This window comes from Acinetobacter sp. ANC 4558, assembly GCF_002135375.1.
In the GTDB taxonomy this organism is placed as follows: Bacteria; Pseudomonadota; Gammaproteobacteria; order Pseudomonadales; family Moraxellaceae; genus Acinetobacter.
Map to the genome: position 1 here is coordinate 306,519 of NZ_NEGH01000002.1, position 22,617 is coordinate 329,135.

Sequence of the window (22,617 nt, forward strand, 5' to 3'; positions counted from 1 at the left end):
ATCTTACTGAGCATCCTGCGATGTTGAGATTGCTTGTTTATTTTCTGGAACAATTTGGGCTTCACGACCTTCAGATAAACGATCAATTCCCTCTAAAACAACCTGTTCATTCCCCGTAAGCCCAGATAAAATCTCGATTTTCCCCTGAGATGTCACTCCTGTTTTTAACATTCGTACTTCAGCTTTATTTTCTTTATTAATCACATAGACATAAGTGCCTTTTGCACCATGTTGAATCGCATCATTTGGAATCATTAGTGCATTTGGAAGGGTATGAACACTTAAGACAATATTGACAAATTGGTTTGGAAATAATGCATCATTATGATTATCAAAAACGGCTTTTAACTTTAATGTTCCGGTCTTAATATCAATCTGGTTATCTAAAGATTTGACAACGCCTACAGCCAATTGTTTTTGCTCGGTCTTATCCCAAGCACTGACTTGTAATTTTTCACCTTTTCGCATGGCTGAACGAATAGGATCTAAATAGTTTTCTGCAATGGAAAATTGTGCATAAATTGGATTAATTTGTGTGATTGTTACTAGACCATTGTCTTCATTGGCTTGTATCAAATTCCCAACATCTTTTTGTTTAAACCCTATTCTTCCAGTAATCGGTGAATATATTTTCGTATATGACAACTGAAGTTTAGCAGCATTCACTTGTGCTTGATTCGCCTGAGTTTGCCCTTTTAACTGGTTAACCAGTGCTTGCTGTTGTTCAACCTGTTGTTTTGCAATAGAGTCTTGACTAAATAATAATTGATAACGCGCAAGCTCTACTTCAGCATTACGCAATTGTGCTAAATTTTGTTGTTGTATACCTTGCGCTTGTGCCAACGCAACTTGAAATGGTGCAGCATCAATTTGCGCCAATAATTGACCTTTGTTTACAACGTCTCCTTCATTAAAATAAACCTGTTGTAATACACCTGAAACCTGACTCTGTACATTCACTGTATGTGCAGGAACAATCGTTCCAATTGCTTTTAATTCAACATTTAAATCACGACGTTCAACTGGAACAACGCGAACAGGAACAGGCTTACTCCATTGACTAAATTGTGCTTCTGTAGGTTTTGACGATGCTGTAAACCAATACCAACTTCCTCCGCCTAAAACTAGAAGAATAATGAGTCCTATTAAATATTTAGACTTCGTGGCAAGAGAATAATTTTGGCGATTTAAATTTTCTGGCTGACTACTCATCAAAATACTTACCTATAGAATCAAATAAAACATGGCAATTCATTCATTCGCGGTCACCATCAATAAAGTCAAAAATAACTTTAGATGAATTGAATACATCTTTTTAGACTGCTACTTAACCACTGAATAATATGAGCCAAATGCATTAATTAAAAAATCAATGATGGGAAATTACAGTCACACTTTTCTAAGAGCTCTCTGTAGCATCAAAGAAATACGCGAATATAAAACTGCAGAGAGAGTTATATTTTAAAAATCATTTTTTTGCAAATAATAATTATTATCATTAGCATTTATTTATTGTTTTTCTTCAATCTTCTATCTTTTACAAACCATACATCATTATTTTGACTCGATCTCACGTGATCAACAGTGCTAAACTCTTTTTGTATTGCATTTATATGATCCATTAAAAAGCCTTAAGATCATTAAGACTTTAAATCCGCATAAAAATTTAATTACTTAATCAAGCGATTTTTATTTTTGATTAGTCGCACCTCAACTGGTTATAAAATGGCATAAATATGCTGACTAAAATGCTTTTAATAATCTAAAATTGAGTCGATATTGCTCTTTAAAACCATTTTTTACGTTCAGATCTTGACCTACATTCATCAAAAGTTGCGTACTTGTTGTTGGTTTATATCCAACACCGAGCCATATTTTAGTTTGTTGATTGCTTTGGGTTGTTATACCGTTGGTTTTGACATCACCAAAATCGTTATAGGATAACCCTGCTCTTAAATCGGTCATTTCATTTAAATGAAGTCGTACATTGGTTTGTACTTGATATCCCATATTTTGTTTCAGTTTCCCCCCTGCTGCAATTTTATCGTTATGACCATAAAATGTAATATCCGCAATATTATCCCATGATATTTGATCACTCAGTTGACTGGTAATGGCGCCCTGTACAATCAGTTTTAATCGATTCTCACTGAGGCTAAATTTATCTTTATCATATTTTCCTGTCGGTAAAACCAAATAAGGAGTTAAACCAATGGTTTTTATTGCGCTATTTTGTAGCGTATAAATAAAAGCACTTGCAAGCGTAATATCGCCTAAGCCACTGGCATTATTTCCTAATAACGCTTTACTGTCATGCTCTGGCTGAACCTCACCTAATGGAATTAAAATTTGTGGTGCAAATAATATTTTCCCTTTCTCGATATATTTTACATATCGTGCTATTCCAATATTAGACGTTAAGCCATATTTTCCATTCACGCTATGACCATCTGAATAAAGCTTATTGGCAGAAGCATGTTGATAATAAAGAATAGCAAGATTGACACCATTTGGAACAGCATCATAATCTCCAGCATCAACATCGATTGCCCAAAGTTGACTATTCACACTGCATAACAATGTAAATGTCACCAACGATTGCATTATTTTATTCATTTAAAGTTTTCCTGACCCATTGATTTAACTTTTGATTCCATTCATTGAGATCAAGCGACATCAGCCAATGTTCTTAAGCTCATTAATCAATTTTAAATGAATATTTTTCAGTCACTACTGTAATACGGCAAGAATTACTCAAAATAGGCAAATAATGAAAAACTGTATAATTTCAATTTATTAATAAAAAAACCATCTAATCAATTAGATGGTTTTTTATGTCACAAACGCAATATTATGGATAAACAATAACTGATTTTTTATAGGTAAATGCTTGATAACCATGGAGACCATGATAGCTTCCTATGCCAGATAAACCACTCCCACCAAAAGGCAAATAAGGTGAAAATGCTTGCAACATTACGCCATTCACAATGACATCCCCTGCTGGAATTTTTGCCAAAATTTGACGTGCCTGTGTAATGTTTTTACTAAATACATAAGCGGCAAGCGGTTTAGGATGATGTGTATTAATTTCATCAATAAGATGATCAACGTTATTAAAACTCATCACAGGTAAAATTGGACCAAAGAGTTCATGCTGCATTAATGCATCATCCCAACTCACATGGTCGACAACTGTTGCCTGAAAATGACGATTTTCTTGATCATAATTCCCACCAAAAACTACTGTTCCTTGTGTTTGAGCCAACATATTGGCAAGTTTTTTCACTTGATGACTGCTAATAATTTTTCCATTTGCACTTACTTCAGCATAAGTCATTTTCACTTTTGCGATAAATTTCTCTAGCAGCAGTTGTTTCACTTGTTCATGCACCAACAAATAATCTGGTGCTACACAAGTTTGTCCACTATTGGCAAATTTTCCAAATAAAAGTTGATCAACAGTATGGTCTAAATCTGCATCTGGCATAACAATGAGTGGACTTTTTCCTCCTAGTTCCAAAATACATGGTGTCAAATTTTTTGCAGCAGCTTCCATGACAATTTTTCCAACCATGGTGCTACCCGTAAAGAAAATAAAGTCAAAATTTAAACTCAATAAAAACTCATTCTCCTCTTTGGCACCATGAACCACGGCAACATGTTTTTCATCAAAAGTAGCTTTTACGATTTTTTCAATGACCAATGCAGTTGCTGGCGTATTTTCAGAAGTTTTGATAATAGCAGTATTACCTGCAGCAAATGCAGCAACCAATGGGGCAAATGCCAAATTTACTGGGTAATTAAATGGACAAACAATATACGCCACACCATATGCTTCATTTTCAATAAAACATTCCGCTGGCTCTAATAAAGCATAGGTCGGCACTTTTTCAGCTTTTACCCATTCATCAATATGTTGTAAGGCAAAATCAACCTCTGTAATCACTTCGCCAATTTCAGCAAGATCAACAAAATCTCGGCTTTTACCTAAATCTTGTTCTAATGCGACATAAATATCTTCTTTAAACGTCAAAACTGCTGTTTTTAGTTTTTGCAAATTCTCTTTTTTAAAGTTTAAATCTTTGGTTGCACCCGTTTTAAAAAATTGCTTTTGCTGATCAAAAATAGTTTTAATGGTGTGCTGATCTGTCATTTGCATGGGAATTTCCTTATCTCGTTTCTCATTTTCAATTTATTTTTGAATAATTATCATATTAAACTGAGTAATTAGGGTCTAAAATCAATACAGGTTTAATCGTTTTACCACTTAAGGAGTCTGCTGAAGCCTGATTAATTTCCTCAAATGGATAAAATTGAATCAACTTATCAAATGGAAAATCTCCATTCTTATAAAACTCAATCATTTTCGGAATTGTCAACTGAGGTATTGTGGCCCCCATGAGTACACCAATCATTTTTTTACTTGAAATCACTAAATCATTCAGTGTATTGAGCACTAAATCATGATTTGTAACCGCAATGGGTGCAGCAACGCCACGTATAGCCAATACATCTAGAGATAATTTCATGACATCACTAATGCCAGTGGTATCAATGGAATAATTCACCCCCACTTGATTCGTAATTTCACGTACACGCTCAAGTACATCGGTATTTTTACTATTAATTGTATGTGTTGCACCTAACTCTTTAGATAACGCTAAACGTGAATCGTGAATGTCTACTGCAATAATCGTAGAGCAACCTGCAATTTTAGCTGCCATCATTGCAGCTAAACCGACTGCACCAGTTCCTAAAATGACAATACTGGAACCAGGTTTTGCTTGTAAGCCATTAACAATTGTTCCCACTCCTGTCATCAAACCACAGCCCAGTGGTCCAAGTATTCTTAAATCCAGATCTTTTTCTACTTTAATGACATTACTGACTTTGACATTGGTATATGTTGAAAAAGAAGATTGATGAAAGAAGTTACTGACCGCTGTTCCATCATCTTTAGTAAAAAATGCCGAACCATCTTTACGAAGTGAGCCCCAATTTAAAGATAGCCAATCTGTGCATGCTGCAGGAATTCCTTCAAGGCAATGGTTACAATGACTACAGTACGCATAGGCCAAAACCACATGATCACCTTTGGCAATATGATTCACACTTGAACCGACTTGCTCAACAATTCCAGCGCCTTCATGCCCCAATACGGCAGGAAAACCAAAGCCGGCATGACCCAGCCTTAATGCATCATCTGAATGACAGATTCCTGTTGCCACGATACGTACACGTACTTCATCGTGCTGTAATTCAGCTAAATTCAACGACTCAAAGCTATAGTTCGTATTAACGCCATTAACCACTGCTGCTTTCACTTTCATTTGCATACTCCATTTGCATTTATATTTGCCCACATATCATCAATATGATGTTGTGCTTTTTAATAATGAGAAACTCATTGATGCAAATGATTTAAACAAATCAAAATAAGCTTTTGCTACCAAAATAAGGAAGCAATTGTCATATTTCGGCAAATATTACAGTTATTTTCTTTTTATCGTTTGAGATGGTAATTCACCATATTTTTGTTTATATTGCCGTGCAAAATCACCTAAATTAATATAACCACAAGCATGAGCAATATCCATGACGTTTGCATGAATATCCGCTTTAATCAACAATTGTCGGGTTTTTTCAAGCCTTAATTGACGAACTTGTTGACCAATCGTCATGTGTTTATATTTTTTAAAACTTGATGATAAAGTTCGAATACTCACCCCTACAGTTTGTGCAATTTCAGCAATGGTTGGACTATACTGTAAAGAACTACGAATAAACTCTTCCGCGCGATCAACATAAGATGGTGCAATATCATGTGGCTGATTTAAATTTATTTTTTCTCGATTTGCCCATTCATTAATTACATGTAAACCAATAATTTGTTGTAAATGTTCCCCTGCTTTTTTTTGTAATTCTTGATTTGGAATTTCTTTAAGGCACTGATACACATAATTTAACAATGCCATCCAACAGATATTTTTATCACCAAAACTGGTTCTCGCTTTCCATAAACTTGGCGGTGCCTCATACCCGAAATTTACCAAAATTAATTCCTTTAGAAAACTTTTAGGAATCGTTAAATTTAATTGAATGTTATCTTCACTGGCAAAAAAACCATAATCATCTGGGTAACTTGAATCCATAATATAAGATTGGTTTACGCCAGTCATAATACTTCTTTGAGCATCAATGGCATGACGAGCATGCCCATGTATGGTTGTCAATAATAAAACATTGGAAGCATTTTCAGAAAAGTTATAAATATTAACCGGTATGCCATAAGTAAACCGTGTTAAAAGTAATTTCCCAATATTAATTCGCGCCATATATGCCGTAGGGTCATGTATTTGACCAATAGGTCTGACCTTAAACGGTAAATAAACTTGATCAGACCATCTTTTTATAGAATCCCAGTCTTGAGAATACTCACTATTGCTTTGAAATGTAGTATGTTCCGTTCCACGCTCTAAGTATTCTTTAATCAACATTTTAACAACTCCCTGTTAAAAATATTATTAAAATTATTTGATTAATGACCATTAAAGATCAAAATTCTCTCTATATAAAATGTTTTAATCATGAAATGCAAGACTGATATTTCACTAAAATTAAGATGAATCTTCATATAATCATTCATGCATTACACGAATGACCATTTGAATTAAAAAAATAATTGTGGCTTTTTAAAATTATCAGTAGCTATTATTCGATCTAAAATTTAGTTTTCAACCTCACGAATAATCAATATTAACCTTATTTCAACATATCAACTTCAAATAAAAAACCCTAATACAATCAGGGTTCTGCTTTAACTCAATGAAAAAATTAATTCGGTATACATATAAACTTTTTAAAAGTCATTTTAGACTTAAGTACAAAATTTTGTAAAATTTTCAATAGGCTCTCTTGGCGTATGTAATTGATTAATTACGCTCGACTGATCTGCATAACCTAAAGACATTCCACAAATGAATATTTCATCTTGTTCTGCACCTAAAATCGGCATAATAATTTCATGGTAATCATTCCACGATGCTTGCGGGCATGTATCTAAACCTTGGGCTTTTGCCAAAAGCATAATATTTTGCATCAACATAGCAATTGCCATTTTAGCACCCGCTTCTAATGCACGATGAGTTGTAAAAAACAGTCCAACTGGCGCATCAAAAAATTGAAAATTTCGAAGCTGTTGCTGATGCATTGCCCATCGATCTCCCTTTGAAATGCCTAATATGCCATACATGCTCCAGCCATTTTCACGGCGACGTTGCAAATAAGGCTCAAACCACTGATCTGAATAATATGCATATGGTGGCGTAAAGTTCGATTTGGGTTGAATACCTTCATATACTGAATTTACAGATGCAACCACTTGTTCCGTAATCTGTTGTTTTGTCTGGTCTTTCACCACATAAACTTTCCACGGTTGCGTATTGGTTCCTGAAGGTGCACGTGCAGCTTTATTCAGCATGTCTTGAAGACACTCATCACTTACATCTTGAGAAGTAAATGCACGTACAGAATGTCGTTCTAAAATTACACGTTCAACATCATTATTCGATTGCAATTCCATAAATTCAGTCCATTAAACTTTAAAAGTTATAACCAATATTGATATTCCATCTAAACTTCCAATCATTACTATAATCAGAATTTGTTGATGTATAACCTGTTGAATTTTTAGCACCGCCCAGTGCATTCACATTTTTTCCAACACTTCCATCAATCCAAATCATAAATGGCATTGCATTGAATAACACCCCAAAAGTATCCATTTGTGAATTTGACCAATCAGATCGATCTTTCCATAAAATACTATAATCATTATAAAATTTGACAGATTTCAGATTAGGAAAATACTTGGTAGACACAGGCTGAGTATAACCAATATTGAATATTCCAATCGTACCTTCTGATGCAATAAAATAAGCAGGAGTCAGTCCATTTGATTGCATTAATACACGATCACTATCTACCCCTACAGGATTTTTAGCATCGTATTTATAATGAATCACTGAGGTTTGCAAATCCCACTTCTGATAGTGATTAATAGTATGTAGCCCAAGTGCATAATAACTTCCATCTTTATCTGTAGCTTTATTATGTAATTGGGAATACGCACCGCTAATACCAAATTCTTGCTTACCTATCGCTAAATCCAGCTTTTTGGCAAGCCTCACATTGACTTGATTACGTTTTTCATTCAAATATTGCATTTGACTTGGCAGTACATTTTTTAAATCATCTGCTGCACCAACTTCAGGTGAGTAACGAATACTACTCCCACTCATGATGGGCATATAGGCTAAATTAAAATCATAATCTTGCTGTGAGTTTTTCCAACCTATCCCTGGTGCTACACTATCTGCAAATCCTAAAAAGAAAGGTATTTGGAAACTCCATGCATGTTGTGGAAAGGGATAAATACCAAAGGGTTTATAAATGATACCCGCTTGAAAATCCTGATGATCATTTGGTTTATAACCAACCCATGCATGTTCAATTGAGCGTTTATGATCATCTTGAAATGCATAACTAGTATCTAAATAAAACTGATCATATTTTCCTTTAATATTCAAACGCGCATTATCAAATAAAAACTTTCCGTTGTTCTTGCTTTCCCAATGTTCATCGCGATAATTCGTTCGAACAAATCCACCTATTTGTATTGATTTTGCACCATCTTCTGTTGACCAAGCAAATGTAGCCCCTTGATTTGCATAGATATTGCAAGATAAAACACTCATCGCTAATACACATAAATGATATTTTTTAAGCATAATTTTCCCCTAAGCAAATAACTTATCCACATTATTTGCCGTTTAAATCCATTTAAAATTACTTATTGACCAGTTTTTTAGGCAGAGATAAAACAATTAAGCAGCTTATGAGTAGGCAGACAGCAAATACTAATAATGCACCATCTGGTTTGCCTGTAATTTGTATTGCATAGCCCACCAATGTATTACTCACTAAACCTGCAAGATTTGCTAATGAGCAAGCGAGGGCAAATCCAGTTGCGGCAGCAGTACCTGATAGGAAAGTGGCTGGTAAGCTGAAAAAGACGGGGATTGTTCCTGTAGTTGCAATCGCTGCAATCGAGAATAGAATGACTGTCATTACAAGATTAGCACTAAACATTGAGGTGAAAAATAAAGCAATAGAACCGACAATAAAAGGAATAACTAAATGCCAACGACGTTCTCTATATTTGTCGGAACTCTTACCAATTAATAACATCGCAATTAAGCCAATCACACTTGGAATAGCAACCAATAAACCTATATGTAATACATTGCTCATTCCTGTATTTTTAATAAAGGTTGGCAACCAAAACCCCATAGAATAGGTACATAGCAACATTGAGAAATTAATTGCGCCAAGTTTTAAAATGTTTAGATTAAAGAATCCATCTTTAAAACTACTTTTTTCTTTTGCTGCACTATTTGTAGATAAATCTTTTTTCAGGTTTTCTTCAATAATTGCTTTTTCATCTGAGCTTAACCATTTTGCTTTTGAGAAATGATTTGGCAAAACTTTTAGCGTTAAAATACCTAAAAGTACACTTGGTATTGCTTCTAAGAAAAATAACCATTGCCAACCAGTGAACCCAAGTATTTGGTCAAAAGTTCCCATAATCCAACCAGACAATGGGCTACCAATAATAACGGCTAGTGGTAATCCAATCATAAATAACGCAATAATTTTTCCGCGATAATACGTTGGGAACCATGTTGTTAAGTAATATAAAACGCCTGGTAAGAATCCTGCTTCAGCAGCACCAAGTAAAAAACGCAGAACGTAAAATTGCATGGGTGTAGTCACAAACATCGTTAAACCAGATAGAATTCCCCATGTAATCATAATTCGGGCAATCCAAATTTTGGCACCCACCTTTTCCATGATTAAATTACTTGGAACTTCAAAAATGATATAACCCACAAAGAATAAACCTGCACCCAATCCAAATGCAGCTTCACTTAAATGCACATCGCTTAACATGTGCAATTTTGCTAGACCAACATTAATTCTGTCTAAATATGCAGCAATATAACAAAAACATAAAAATGGAATGATTTTCCAAATTACTTTTTTATAAACCAGAACATCCCGTTCTGTATGACCTTCTGTTGTCTCTGACTTCGATGTTAAAACATTGGTAACCATATCTAACTCCATTAGATAGCAAACCAAGTTTATAGTGCTTTTCCGTACATATTATGTACATATAAGCCGAAAAATTCTTAGCCCCAATGCATTGAATGAATCGTCCCTGACTTGCACTACAAATACTTCCCTGATTTGCATTATCTTGATATTTCCATAATCTATTTTTGTGTATCTAATCAATTGCCACGATAATCAGACAAATAATTTATCGCTTCTTGTTTTGATACAACATCTCCATATTTACTATCAATATCAAACAAATTTGCCTCATGAGGTGCTTGGTGCCGGTCACCAACACACTCACGAATTACAATTGTTTTAAATCCATACTGCACCGCATCAACGGCTGTAGCACGTACACACCCACTGGTCGAACAGCCAACAATAATGACTGTATCTATTTGATTAGCATTCAAAATTGATGCCAAACTTGTTCCAAAAAAGGCACTTGCATAGTTTTTAGTAACGACCAGCTCTGTGTTCAGCGGTGTAACTTCAGCACAAAATTCGGTGGCTGGATTTGTTGCTACCATTGCTGCCATAACAGGAGATTTTTTGACCCACATCCCCCCATCAATTTGATCTTTTGCGTGATATAAAATATTGGTGTGAATCACTAAAACATCTTTTTCTCGTGCAAGTTCTAGAACTTGTGCTGTTTCAGCCACAGCTTTAATCACATCGGAGGCATATAAAGGTTCTGAAGGTGTGACATAGGACTTCATGAAATCCACAAGAAGTAGAACTGGTTTTTGTCCAAAACCAATTCTATTGCCCCAGACTCCTTGATAATTCTCAGCTACATTTTGTTGTGACATATGCACTCTCCTATTTATGCATAAGCACCAGACAATAAAGCGCCAGCCCCTGGAACAATAGGCTCTAAATCTAATGCTTTTAACATTTGATAAGTTGTTGCAATCGCTGCTGAAATTACAGGTTTGCCTGTAAGTGCTTCAACTTTTGACACCGCAGGCAAAGATTGCATTTGTACACAAGCAGAAAGTACAATCACATCGGCATCTTTATAGTTTAATTTTTGAACAATTTCAGGTAGATTATTTGGATCATGCTGAGCAACGGCAATATTATCTGCGATTTCTAATGCTACATAATCTAAAACTTCAAAACCTTCAGCACGAATATAATCCACAACCAATTCAGTCAATGGCTTCATATATGGTGTAACCACCACAATTTTTTTAGCATTCATCACTTTTAGACCTTGCACCAATGCACCTGCACTGGTCACAATTGGTGCTGCGGCATCATTATCCACAGTGACTTGATGCAGACGTTTTTCAGATTCACGATGATAGCCTAGACCCATTGACATAATCGCCACAAGACAGGCATAACCTAAAACTTCAACCTTCGCATCCGACAACTCCAATGCACAACGATCAGACTGTGCATCCATAGCAGCCAATTCTTCTTTTTTAACGTGCTTCATCCGCATACGACTTGAGTGAAAGGTAAACTTTTCAGGTCGAATAAGTTGTCTTGCACCAAGCATCGCTGGAATTTCAGTTTCCATCGTAGTATTTGAACTAGGTACAATTTGACCAATTTTATAAATTTTTTGCATGTGTTTATCCTTAAACAATTTTTTGCCCTAAAAAGTTGCCAAACCCTTGATAAAACCCAGTTAAATCATCCCAAGGAATCATATGCCCAGCATCTGTCACATGACTTACGACAACCTTTGAATTAAGTGCTTGTATCTCTAGAATATCTTCAGCCTGAATAACACCACCTTTACCTGCGACCATTAATAAGGCTGGTACTTCAACATCTGGAAGATATTGGTGAATATCAACTTCATGGAAATCGTTAAATGCTTTAATAATGGCAGGTAAATAACAGGTATGTAGCCATTCTGCACGCAGCTGTCTTTGCTCCAATGTCCATGTTGGGCAAAATTGTTTCATCTGCTCTGCATTCATACCAACAATCGATTGCTGAATTGAATCGACATACCAAGGTAATTGGCTTGGATATGCACGTCGATGTGGACCAGAAACAGGTGGATCAATTAATACAATTTTTTGTAAGTCCTTAGGCTTATACGCTGCACAACGAATTGCAAAGCGTGCCCCCATAGAATGACCAACTAAAATATAATTGCTCAGTTCTAGTTTTTGAACAAATTCAAGAATATCGATTGCACATGTGTCCGTATCATATTCAAGATGATCACCTGAAGAAGATAATCCTCGACCACGAACATCTAAAACATAAACATCAAAATATTCAGCCAACTTTTCAGCCACAAAACCCCATGTAATGGCTGGACTGGTAATACCAGGAATAAGTACTAAACTTTGTCCCCGACCACCATAGCGAAGATAATGTAGTCGAATATTATTCACCGCTACATTACTTCCATATAGGAACTGACTCATACAGCTTCCTCTTCATGAAGTGGCTGTGCATAAGCATCAAAGCCATAAACCCACGAAGGATCTTCTTGAGATTTCAAGAATGTATTTGCATTTGAAACTTTTTGAACTTGGCTTGCACGATCTTTACGATTTTGTTCATAAAGCTTGAATGCATGTTGATAATTATCAAGTCCTTCATCCAATAAGCAACGAGTCAATATTGCGGCATCTTCAATTGCCATACCTGCACCTTGCGCCATATGAGGCTTCATTGGATGACAGGCATCGCCTAACAGTACTAAACGCCCATGACTCCAAATCGGTAAAGGATTTCGATTATTGAGTGGCCATTTGGTAACATTTTCACTCGCTTCAATCATGGCAAGGATAGAGGGATGGAAATCTTTGAATGTCTCAAATAATTCAGCTTTGTCGCATGGTACATAACTTTTTCCTTGAAAATCCCACGCTGGGTGCGGTACGCCTGTTACAAAGTAATATTCATCACGTTCTTTTGTCGTACAATACGCCATGATATGACGGTCTTCATACCACCATTTCACACAATCATCTAAGTCAAATTCTGCTTTAAGTTTTGCTAATTTTTCACCTGTAATTAATGCGCGATGTGCAACCCAACCACTATAAAGTGGTGCCTCTGGTCCTAAAATCGTTTCACGAATTTTAGAATTAATTCCATCTGCACCAATCACAATACTTGCTTCAGCCGTTGTACCATCATCAAAACTTAATAAAACATGATCTTCTTTTTGCGCTACTGCATTTAAGCGTTTACCAAAATGAAGTTTATCTTGCTGTAATGCATCTATTTGACGTGCATGCATATCACCACGATGAATTGTAATATATGCCGCGCCATAACCTGTTAACGGTGCTTGAGCAAGAACTTCTGCTGAATTTCCATCACGACTAATCCAATAATCTGGATGACAACCCATCTCTTCCAAATCTTTTTCTAAGCCCATTTCACGAAAAATTTTCATGATATTTGGACCAATGTGAATCCCTGCACCTAATCTTGAAAACTCAGAAGCTTGCTCATATACATCAACATCAAAACCAGCTTTTTGTAACAGTAATCCCATTGATGCCCCACCGAGACCTGCACCAATTACAGCAATTTTTTTGGACTTACTCATCGTCTACTCCTTTAAACAAATATTTCCTACTAATTAGATATACATTAAGATTTTTTTAAAGTCTATACACTTTAAAAAATATTTTTAATCTTTTTTATAATTTTTAATATTAGTGATAAATATCATATATTTATATATTTTATAAAAACAAATAAATGTTTTGTTTTTTTGTTATTAAAGTGTATGCTCTTTATTACGATAAAAAATGATCAGCAAAGGAGTGCCGTTATGCCTGTAAATACCTCTGAATTAACGCAAATGTTTGAACACGTTCTACAACTCTCTAAAGTCGATGAAACCCAGAGTGTTGCTATTCTTAAAAGCCATTATTCTCATCCGCAAACAATTCAAGCTGCGATGGATGCTGCCCTTCGTTTAAAAGCGAAAGTATTTATTCTAGAATTACCTTCTTTTAACCACCCCAAAGCCATAGGCAATGACATGACAGCTTATTGTGGGGATACCGCCTTAACAGGAAACTTAGCTGCTCAGCGCGCATTAGAGGCAGCAGATTTAATTATTGACACCATGATGTTGCTGCACTCTCCTGAACAAGAGCAAATACTTAAAACAGGCACGCGAATTTTACTAGCTGTCGAACCACCAGAGGTTTTAGCGCGTATTCTTCCAACACTTGAAGATAAGCAACGAGTTTTAACCGCTGAAAAATATTTAAAAAATGCAAAAAGCATGCATGTAACATCCAAGGCTGGTAGTGATTTTTATGCACCTCTTGGACAATATCCATCAGTCACCGAATACGGTTTTGCCGATGAACCAGGCAGATGGGATCATTGGCCAAGCGGTTTTTTATTTACTTGGCCAAATGAAAATACAGCAGAAGGAACATTAGTTTTGGATATCGGAGATATTTTACTTCCCTTTAAAACCTATGTTCGTGAAAAAGTAACATTAGAAATAGAAAAAGGATTAATCACCAAAATTTATGGCGGGTTTGAAGCAGAATATTTACGTGATTATATGAAATATTTTAACGATCCTGAAGTTTATGGTATTTCCCATATTGGTTGGGGGCTACAACCTCGTGCACAATGGACAGCAATGGGTCTACATGACAAAAATGATGGTATGTGCATGGATGCAAGAGCATTTAATGGTAATTTTCTATTTTCTACAGGCCCAAATACTGAAGTTGGTGGAAGTCGAAAAACCCCATGTCACATGGATATTCCACTTAGAAACTGCACCGTAAAACTCGATGATATTATTGTTGTACAAAATGGCATACCCGTTGACCTAGCCTAAAGTTAATAACGCAAAATAATAATCTGATACACCGATTATTATTTTGCGTTATACTTGATTCACATTTATTTTTAGCCTTTAAATCATTATTTTAAAATAGGTATTCAAATTACAATGAGTCAATCTGAACATAAATATGTCATTGAAGAACAAATCGGATATCTATTACGTCGTGTCTATTATCACCACCTTTCAATATTCCAACAAAGTCTAGATGAAACCCGACTCACATCCGTGCAGTTTGCTGTCTTATACGCCATCAACAAACTACAAGAATGCTCACAAAAAGAGCTGATTGAAGATACAGGGATCGACCAAGCTACCATTCGCGGCATTATTCAACGATTAAAAGACAAACATCTTATTTCACAAGACGCCGACTTAAATGATAAACGTAAAGTCCTAATTCATATTACCACTCAAGGTAAAGCGGAACTAGATTTAGCCATTCCAATTGCCGAAACCATTACAGACACAACACTAAAAGCACTCAATCCCGCAGAGAAAGTCGCACTACAATTTTTATTAAAGAAAATACTCAGCGACAAATAAAATTTCGACTTACTTCACAAATACAGCATATGGATTAGCTTTTTTTAAAAAACTTTCAACATCCTATTCAATAAATTCAACAACACCAATTTATTTTAACTCATGCTTTGAGCAAAAAGCGCCAACACAAAACCCGCTAAATTTCTTACCACTAAAAATACAATATACTGAGTTAAATTAAACTTTACACCTCAGAAGAAATATAAATTTTAGATCAAAAAAAGGGATCAAATTAAAAATTTGATCCCTTTTAACATATTTGGCGGAAGCGGTGAGATTCGAACTCACGGAGGACTCGCGCCCTCGTCGGTTTTCAAGACCGGTGCATTAAACCGCTCTGCCACGCTTCCATGGGCGCTATAATATAAACAAAATACCGAATTGGCAAATACTTTTATTAAAAAAGTAACTGAGTGTCTAAAATAGAATCATATTTCTCAAATATCTAATTTTAAATCCGTCCAATATGTTTTATTTAGGATAGAACAATCCTAATTTTTTAGTTATCGTCTAAATTTCAAGTAATTTATACAAAGATTATAATATGAGTTCTATTTCTGGTTAACCTAAGTCATTTGCCAAAATAATATATATAAAATTCAATTCTTTAACTATAAAAATGAGAGTATCTAACTCTCATTTGAACTCATCAATGATTTATAAAGTCAGAACGCCATTATGAATGATTAATCTAGTTTATAGATAAAAAACATGAGAACATAAAATTACTCACTTGATATAACTTGGGATATCCGCAGTTAAACCATTTTTTAATGCGACGGTGGTTTCACCCACCAAAACTTCAAATGCATTACGTTCAAGACCATCAAACACATTTTCAGCAACAGTTTGCGCAGGAAGTTTAGGGATATCTAATGATCTGGTTAAATCCGTATCAATAAATCCAACATGCAAGCCCTGTACATTTACACCAGAATGAGCCAACAACTGACGAATTGAGTTTGTATATGACCATGCAGCTGCTTTAGTTGTAGCATAACTCGCTAATGACAAACTAGGCTCCCAAGAAACTGACGATAAAATATTCACAATCGCTGACTCAGCATTTTTTTTGCAATATTGGTGCAAATGCTTGTGTAGCTCGAATCAATCCAAATAAATTAATGTCTAATATTTTCTTTATATTTTCAATGACATTTGGATCTAATGGATCTGAATCAGGTTGTGCGATACCTGCATTATTGATCAAAATATTAACATCCGAACACAACATCGCTGCTTTTTGTACAGATTGCGTGTTACTAACATCAATTTCAATCGGAACGATTCCATTTTCACTAAAATTTTCTATACTTCGCATACCTGCATACACTTTTTTTGCACCTCGCTGAACAGCTTCTTTCGCTAATGCTAGGCCGAGACCACGATTTGCACCTGTTATAAAAACGATAGCTTCTGAAATATTCATTTTTCACCCAATTCTATTCTAAGTTTAATCATGATTTGCCATATAAAAATGCATACTCATTTTTATTCATCAACTGATCATTGATTTAAAACTTATGATACACTTTAGATACCTAGTATCAATTAGTTACCACTTAGTAACCACTATTAAATCAGTGGAAATTTCTATTTTTAAATCAATTTTTCAGTGTGCGAAAATGAATAAACCAATGAAATATAATATCTTTCACCCAGACTGTCCTGCTCGAGTTTTTTTTGAAAAATTTGCAGATAAGTGGATTTTGCTCATTATTTATAAACTCAGCCAAGAAGCTCAGCATTTTAATCAACTCAGAAAAAGTATCTTAGGAATCTCACCAAAGATATTGTCACAAAAACTTAAAATTTTAGAACGAGATGGATTTATTACACGCACGGTTCAAGAAGATAGCGTTATTCGTGTTGAATATGCTTTAACTGCCCTAGGTTATGATTTTGCCGATACTGCTTACCAGCTGAAAGATTGGATTGAGCTCAATCTTGAAAAAGTGATGACCTCTAGAACAAAATTTGATGCAATATCATAATCTAAAGATAAATGCATACTTTTGACTTACCATAGTTCTTTCTATTATGCAAATATAGGATGAGAGAATCTATACCTTATGCAAGATTATAAGCACATGCTAAACTTAATCATTAAATATGTGACTATTTTCCGTTTCAAAAACTCTGAAATTTCTATTCATATGTTTATAAAATCATGAATAGCTCAAACAGCACGCTAAAAAGATATCATTTCAAATAGCCCCTACATTAATTTTCACGCTATTGCAGTCATTATTTTTAGACCACTCAATCGAGCTAGAAAACATAGAAAGCTAAAGCGTTTATTTTAATTTTTACATAATTCTTAAGTAAACCTCTAAAATATAAATTTATTAACACTAAGTTTAGTTCAAGCTATAATTTTCAACTCATTTTTTTATTTCTTTTTCTATAAATAAAAACATCGCACTCTAAAAGTATGAAATAAACTAAATTTCTTAGCATTGTAGTTACAACACCAACCCCCCAATAATAGATGTAATAAAAAAATATGTAGATACAATATTTTAGAATTTTCTTATATAATACACAAGCATATAACATTTATAAGCATTTACTCCAACAAATACAAATGACTATTATTATTCAATAATAACAAGAATTATAAATTGGTTTCATTTAATAAACCCAGAAACAAACAGCTAAGATCAACTGAAAATATATAATCTCTCAACATTTAACTTTTATATATTAAGTTTACTTTGAAAAAAACATTAAGCCCCGAAATATCCATATTTTCTCAAATATCTCAAAGATTATTCATTTATAAAATTCGGTAAAACACATGAAGCATATATCTTCGCCTTTTAGAGAAAAGAAAGTTTATTCAATATCAAGCGCTCAATAAACATCATTTATTTTACCCATTTCTACACCTCTACATCAACATTCGAGCAAACTACACCTATCATCACCATCAAGCATATTGAAATATCTTGTTAGCGTGTTATGTGGACAAATAGAAGTGTTAGTAATAAAAGATACTTTCAATCCTATTATTTTCTATAGAACTCATTTACTTAATTTTAAGTTGAGATATCATCTCTTACACTAGGTCTTGGAGTTTAAATATTGAAGCGTAAATTATTAACAGTTGAGGGATATCAACGCCTACAAAATGAGTTAAATGATCTGGTTCGTAAAGAACGCCCTGAAATTACTAAAATTGTCTCTTGGGCAGCCAGTCTTGGCGATCGATCTGAAAATGCTGATTACCAGTATAATAAGAAAAAATTGAGAGAAATTGATCGTAGAATTAGATTTTTAACCAAACTTTTTGAAGTTGCTCAACCAGTTGAATATAACTCCGAACAAGATGGCAAAGCCTATTTTGGAGCATGGGTTGAACTAGAAAATGATGCGACTGAAACGATTACCTTCCGTATCGTTGGCGATGAAGAAATTTATGGTCACAAGGATTATGTTTCTCTTCAAGCACCACTTGCCAAAGCATGTTTAGGCAAATCAATAGATGATGAAGTACATGTACAAACTCCACATGGAAAAAAAATTTGGTATATTTCAAAAATAAGTTATCAATAATACTCAGCCCAGCTCTACCAATAACATCCATGTATATGAAGCAATGTTTTCAATTACACTAACTTAGCAAGAATATTATGAATTCATCATCTATATTATTTTTTCCGAATAACATCAGCTAAAATTTAATCAAAGAATCTTCTCATCAATAAGTCTAATAATATGAACAATCTTGTTGAAAATCGATCAAAATTATTTAAAAAAATAAAAGTAACTTTATATTTTATATAATAATATTTTTTTATTTATTTATTTGATTAGTAGAGTTGATTCATCTTCAGTTTCGTTTAGAATGAAAGTAAGAAGAAAGTGCAATGACAATATTCAAATATTTATTTCTATAAAATAAGGAGCAAGAACATGCCATTTGAAAATATTTTAGTTCCTATTGATGGCTCTGAAACTTCCTATGCTGCTGCTGCAAAAGCAATTGAGTTTGCTAAAGGTTTTGGTAGTAAAATTACAGTTGTTCAAGTGCTTACCCTAGACCCATATATTGCTGCTGAATACATTTCTGCTTCTCAAACCAACGAACTTATTGAGCGAGCAAAAGGATTCATATTAAAATCTTTAGAAGAAGCCAAAGCTAAATTTGCAGAACATGGTGTAGATGTCGAAACACGCCTGCTCGAAGGGCAACTTATACATCGTGAGATTACACGTGCAGCTGATGAAATTAATGCTGACTTAATTATTATTGGTTCACATGGTCGCACTGGTCTACAAAAATTCTTTTTAGGCAGTGTTGCTCAAAGCGTGCTAACCGAAGGTACAACACCAGTTCTGATTGTCCGCAAAGCTTAAGATCCAAGCATAAAAGTAAAACCCTTAATCTATAAATTGGGGGTTTTACTCATATGTATTCCACTGATATTGCTTTAAATTAATTTTACCATCCACAATAAAAACCCCCTCATTCTGTAGTTTTAATACCTGCAAATTCTCACCTCGCTCATTTTCTTTTTGTAAACTAATTTTTCCTTGTGAATTTACAACTCTATACCAAGGAAGATCACTATGATTATCTAGTTTTTTTAAAGCAAAACCAACATGCCTAGCGTGTTTAGGTAAACCTGAAAGTTTTGCAATTTGTCCATAGGTCGCAACTTTACCATAAGGAATTAAGCTAACCACTTGAAGAAACTCATTTGTTATTAACGGTTGTTCAGTATCATCCATCATAAAATATTTCTCTAAATCGCTATTTGACGTATTTATCATTATTCACGATAACACTATCAAAAAAAAGACCACCCAAATAGGTGGTCTTCTCTTTTCAGCAGAGCTGAAATCAACACTTAACCTAGTTTCTTAGAAACATAGTCAATTGCCGATTGAACAGTAGTGATTTCGTTAGAATCTTCATCTGGAATTGTAATGTCAAAATCATTTTCGAAAGACATAACCAATTCTACTAAATCAAGAGAGTCTGCACCCAAATCATCCATAAAAGATGCTTCGTTTTTAATCTCTTCTGCTTTAAGACCAAGTTGTTCTGCAACCGCTTGTTTCACGCGTTGTTCGATATCGCTCACAGGAATTCTCCTCATTGCTTGTGGCGTTTTTAATGCCGTTAGTTTAATTCAATCTTTACTTTTTTGAAAGTTTATACTGGAGCTATTTAGCTCATGTATAAACCACCATTCACATGTAATACAGTACCTGTGACATAACTTGCTTTATCTGATGCTAAAAAACTCACAGCATTCGCAATATCTTGTGGATCGCCTAAACGATTTAATGCCACTTGATCACTCATTTTTTTACGAATTTCTTCGCTTAACTGTTCTGTCATTTCTGTTGCAATAAAACCAGGTGCCACAGAGTTTACTGTTATTTGACGACTACCCATTTCTTTAGCAAGGCTGCGACTAAAAGCCTCAATTCCTGCTTTAGCAGCAGAATAGTTCGCTTGTCCTGGATTTGCAAAATGTGCAACTACAGAACTAATATTAATAATTCGACCAAAACGAGCTTTCGTCATGCCTTTGAGCACACGTTTAGACAAACGATATACCGCTTTTAAATGAATATTTAAAATATCGTCCCAGTCATCTTCAGACATGCGTAATAATAAATTATCTTTTGTAATACCTGCATTGTTCACTAAAACCAAAACTGAACCATAATTTTGTTCAATTTCTGTCACCAATGAATCGATTGCTGTACCATCACGCACATCCAATACTTTACCCACACCATTTTCAGCAAATGTTGCCGTCAGTTTTTCCGCACCCGCTTCAGAAGTTGCAGTACCTACAACAAAAAAACCATCTTGTATAAGTTGTTGCGCAATGGCCGCGCCAATTCCCCTACTTGCACCTGTTACCAATGCAACTTTGCGTTCCTGTGTCATGCAATTCTTCCTTCAGCCACTAAAATGGCATTTAGTGCATCATCCAAGCGACTTTTTGAGTCAAGCGGTAATGCTTTTTCAATTTTTGGTAAACGTTTTGCTAAATTCGCCAGTACATTACCTGGACCACATTCTACAATATATTCAATTCCTTCATTTTGAAGAAATTCCATGGTTTTTGTCCATTGAACAGATTGATACAACTGCTCTGTCAATGCAGTACGTAACTGAGTCACATCTGATGCAATTTCAGCATTTACATTTTGTATTACAGGAACACCTGGTAGCTCAATGGCAGTTTCTTCCAAAGCCATTGCAAACTGTTCTGCGGCAGGTTTCATTAATGCACAATGCGAAGGTACCGATACTGGTAAATTAATTGCTTTCCCACCCACTTCTTTTGCTGTATTCATGACTGCTTCAACAGATGCTTTATCACCCGCAATGACAACTTGACCATTGGCATTATAATTTGCAGCATCAACAGAACCCAAACCTTGCGTATTCACTTGTGCACAGAGTTCAAGTACTTTCACATCATCCAACCCAAGAATTGCAGCCATTGCACCTTGACCTTGAGGCACTGCATTTTGCATGAGTTTACCGCGTAAATTTACCAATTTAACCGCATCACCCAGTGTCAATGCTCCAGATGCAACCAAAGCACTATATTCCCCCAATGAATGTCCAGCTAGATATTTAGGGACTACACCACCAATTTCTAACCAAACACGCCACAAAGCAATACTTGCAGTTAATAAAACGGGCTGAGTAAATTCTGTTTGATTTAATTCTTCACCGTTTTGCGCAATTTGCCATAAGTCAAAACCCACTGCTTTTGACGCTTCTGCAAATGTTTCACGAATTCCAGAAAATTGTTCTGCAAGCTCAGCCAACATTCCAACTTTTTGAGAGCCTTGTCCAGGAAACACAAATGCTGTTTTTGTTGCCTTAGTCGTTTGCTCGAGTTGTTTCGCAGACATAAAAAAATCCTTTAATTAAGACCTGTCGATAAATGTCAAATTTGCCATAATATCCACAAACTCTCATGTAAGCTTATTTGTGCTGCGCAATTTAACATTTAATTTCGGCTTTAGTAATTGCCAAATACAACAAAAAAAGGGAGCTTTCGCTCCCATTTTTTCACTAAGCTTTAAGC

23 protein-coding genes and 1 tRNA gene are annotated in these 22,617 nt (G+C 34.9%); 5 read left to right on the forward strand and 19 right to left on the reverse strand.

Going from position 1 to position 22,617, the window contains the following annotated elements; translation table 11 throughout:
* Positions 1-3 precede the first annotated feature (3 nt).
* The 12 genes from B9T31_RS03835 to B9T31_RS03890 form a co-directional block, all read right to left on the reverse strand.
* Positions 4-1,212, reverse strand: a complete 1,209-nt coding sequence (locus B9T31_RS03835; protein ID WP_086180641.1) for an efflux RND transporter periplasmic adaptor subunit — start codon at positions 1,210-1,212, stop codon at positions 4-6.
* Between the two features lie 531 nt (positions 1,213-1,743).
* Positions 1,744-2,616, reverse strand: a complete 873-nt coding sequence (locus B9T31_RS03840) for a transporter (RefSeq protein ID WP_228145976.1) — start codon at positions 2,614-2,616, stop codon at positions 1,744-1,746.
* Between the two features lie 235 nt (positions 2,617-2,851).
* Positions 2,852-4,162: an NAD(P)-dependent benzaldehyde dehydrogenase MdlD gene (gene mdlD, locus B9T31_RS03845; RefSeq protein ID WP_086180643.1), complete on the reverse strand. Its 1,311-nt coding sequence runs from the start codon at positions 4,160-4,162 to the stop codon at positions 2,852-2,854.
* A gap of 55 nt (positions 4,163-4,217) precedes the next feature.
* Positions 4,218-5,333, reverse strand: a complete 1,116-nt coding sequence (locus B9T31_RS03850; RefSeq protein WP_086180644.1) for an NAD(P)-dependent alcohol dehydrogenase — start codon at positions 5,331-5,333, stop codon at positions 4,218-4,220.
* 162 nt (positions 5,334-5,495) lie between these two features.
* Complete coding sequence (locus B9T31_RS03855) at positions 5,496-6,500, reverse strand: AraC family transcriptional regulator (RefSeq protein ID WP_086180645.1); 1,005 nt, start codon at positions 6,498-6,500, stop codon at positions 5,496-5,498.
* 380 nt (positions 6,501-6,880) lie between these two features.
* Positions 6,881-7,585 (reverse strand): nitroreductase, encoded by a 705-nt coding sequence (locus B9T31_RS03860; protein WP_086180646.1) that lies wholly within the window; start codon positions 7,583-7,585, stop codon positions 6,881-6,883.
* Positions 7,586-7,604: 19 nt separating this feature from the next.
* Positions 7,605-8,792: a hypothetical protein gene (locus B9T31_RS03865; RefSeq protein WP_086180647.1), complete on the reverse strand. Its 1,188-nt coding sequence runs from the start codon at positions 8,790-8,792 to the stop codon at positions 7,605-7,607.
* A gap of 58 nt (positions 8,793-8,850) precedes the next feature.
* Entirely contained in the window at positions 8,851-10,179 is a 1,329-nt protein-coding gene (locus tag B9T31_RS03870) for an MFS transporter (RefSeq protein WP_086180648.1), read from the reverse strand.
* Between the two features lie 179 nt (positions 10,180-10,358).
* The gene (locus B9T31_RS03875) at positions 10,359-11,000 is read right to left on the reverse strand and encodes an isochorismatase family protein (RefSeq protein ID WP_086180649.1); all 642 of its coding nucleotides are present in this window, start codon (positions 10,998-11,000) and stop codon (positions 10,359-10,361) included.
* Positions 11,001-11,014: 14 nt separating this feature from the next.
* Positions 11,015-11,770 carry an Asp/Glu racemase gene (locus B9T31_RS03880; RefSeq protein WP_086180650.1) on the reverse strand — a complete coding sequence of 252 codons (756 nt, stop codon included), beginning with the start codon at positions 11,768-11,770 and terminating at the stop codon, positions 11,015-11,017.
* Positions 11,771-11,780: 10 nt separating this feature from the next.
* Positions 11,781-12,587 (reverse strand): alpha/beta fold hydrolase, encoded by an 807-nt coding sequence (locus B9T31_RS03885; protein WP_086180651.1) that lies wholly within the window; start codon positions 12,585-12,587, stop codon positions 11,781-11,783.
* Positions 12,584-13,726, reverse strand: coding sequence for an FAD-dependent oxidoreductase (locus B9T31_RS03890; RefSeq protein ID WP_086180652.1), 1,143 nt, complete (start codon positions 13,724-13,726; stop codon positions 12,584-12,586). Before B9T31_RS03890 ends, B9T31_RS03885 begins: the two co-directional genes overlap by 4 nt.
* 228 nt (positions 13,727-13,954) lie before the next feature.
* On the opposite strand from B9T31_RS03890, the gene B9T31_RS03895 reads away from it, so the two are divergent.
* The gene (locus B9T31_RS03895) at positions 13,955-14,992 is read left to right on the forward strand and encodes a 2,5-dihydroxypyridine 5,6-dioxygenase (protein WP_086180653.1); all 1,038 of its coding nucleotides are present in this window, start codon (positions 13,955-13,957) and stop codon (positions 14,990-14,992) included.
* Positions 14,993-15,106: 114 nt separating this feature from the next.
* Positions 15,107-15,544, forward strand: coding sequence for a MarR family winged helix-turn-helix transcriptional regulator (locus tag B9T31_RS03900; protein WP_086180654.1), 438 nt, complete (start codon positions 15,107-15,109; stop codon positions 15,542-15,544).
* 260 nt (positions 15,545-15,804) lie between these two features.
* Here the strand turns inward: B9T31_RS03900 and B9T31_RS03905 are convergent.
* From B9T31_RS03905 to B9T31_RS18120, 3 genes are all read right to left on the reverse strand, one after another.
* Positions 15,805-15,894: transfer RNA gene (locus tag B9T31_RS03905), tRNA-Ser, on the reverse strand.
* A 379-nt stretch (positions 15,895-16,273) separates the two neighbouring features.
* On the reverse strand, positions 16,274-16,558 hold the full coding sequence (locus B9T31_RS18115; RefSeq protein ID WP_416202513.1) for an SDR family NAD(P)-dependent oxidoreductase: 285 nt from the start codon (positions 16,556-16,558) through the stop codon (positions 16,274-16,276).
* A gap of 46 nt (positions 16,559-16,604) precedes the next feature.
* On the reverse strand, positions 16,605-16,973 hold the full coding sequence (locus tag B9T31_RS18120) for an SDR family NAD(P)-dependent oxidoreductase (protein ID WP_265733378.1): 369 nt from the start codon (positions 16,971-16,973) through the stop codon (positions 16,605-16,607).
* 196 nt (positions 16,974-17,169) lie between these two features.
* Here B9T31_RS18120 and B9T31_RS03915 point away from each other — a divergent pair, with 196 nt between their 5' ends.
* The 3 genes from B9T31_RS03915 to B9T31_RS03925 all read left to right on the forward strand — a co-directional run bounded on the left by B9T31_RS03915 (position 17,170) and on the right by B9T31_RS03925 (position 19,906).
* Positions 17,170-17,538 (forward strand): winged helix-turn-helix transcriptional regulator, encoded by a 369-nt coding sequence (locus tag B9T31_RS03915; protein ID WP_086180655.1) that lies wholly within the window; start codon positions 17,170-17,172, stop codon positions 17,536-17,538.
* Between the two features lie 1,093 nt (positions 17,539-18,631).
* Positions 18,632-19,102: a transcription elongation factor GreB gene (gene greB / locus B9T31_RS03920; RefSeq protein WP_086180656.1), complete on the forward strand. Its 471-nt coding sequence runs from the start codon at positions 18,632-18,634 to the stop codon at positions 19,100-19,102.
* A gap of 360 nt (positions 19,103-19,462) precedes the next feature.
* Positions 19,463-19,906, forward strand: a complete 444-nt coding sequence (locus tag B9T31_RS03925) for a universal stress protein (protein WP_086180657.1) — start codon at positions 19,463-19,465, stop codon at positions 19,904-19,906.
* 45 nt (positions 19,907-19,951) lie between these two features.
* Here the strand turns inward: B9T31_RS03925 and B9T31_RS03930 are convergent, their stop codons facing one another.
* From B9T31_RS03930 to fabD, 4 genes are all read right to left on the reverse strand, one after another.
* Entirely contained in the window at positions 19,952-20,281 is a 330-nt protein-coding gene (locus B9T31_RS03930; protein ID WP_213033220.1) for an MGMT family protein, read from the reverse strand.
* Positions 20,282-20,400: 119 nt separating this feature from the next.
* Entirely contained in the window at positions 20,401-20,637 is a 237-nt protein-coding gene (gene acpP, locus B9T31_RS03935; RefSeq protein WP_054581312.1) for an acyl carrier protein, read from the reverse strand.
* An 86-nt stretch (positions 20,638-20,723) separates the two neighbouring features.
* A complete protein-coding gene (gene fabG / locus B9T31_RS03940) occupies positions 20,724-21,458 on the reverse strand; it encodes a 3-oxoacyl-ACP reductase FabG (protein WP_086180659.1) in 735 nt (244 codons plus the stop codon).
* Complete coding sequence (gene fabD, locus B9T31_RS03945) at positions 21,455-22,441, reverse strand: ACP S-malonyltransferase (protein ID WP_086180660.1); 987 nt, start codon at positions 22,439-22,441, stop codon at positions 21,455-21,457. Before fabD ends, fabG begins: the two co-directional genes overlap by 4 nt.
* Positions 22,442-22,617: the final 176 nt, after the last annotated feature.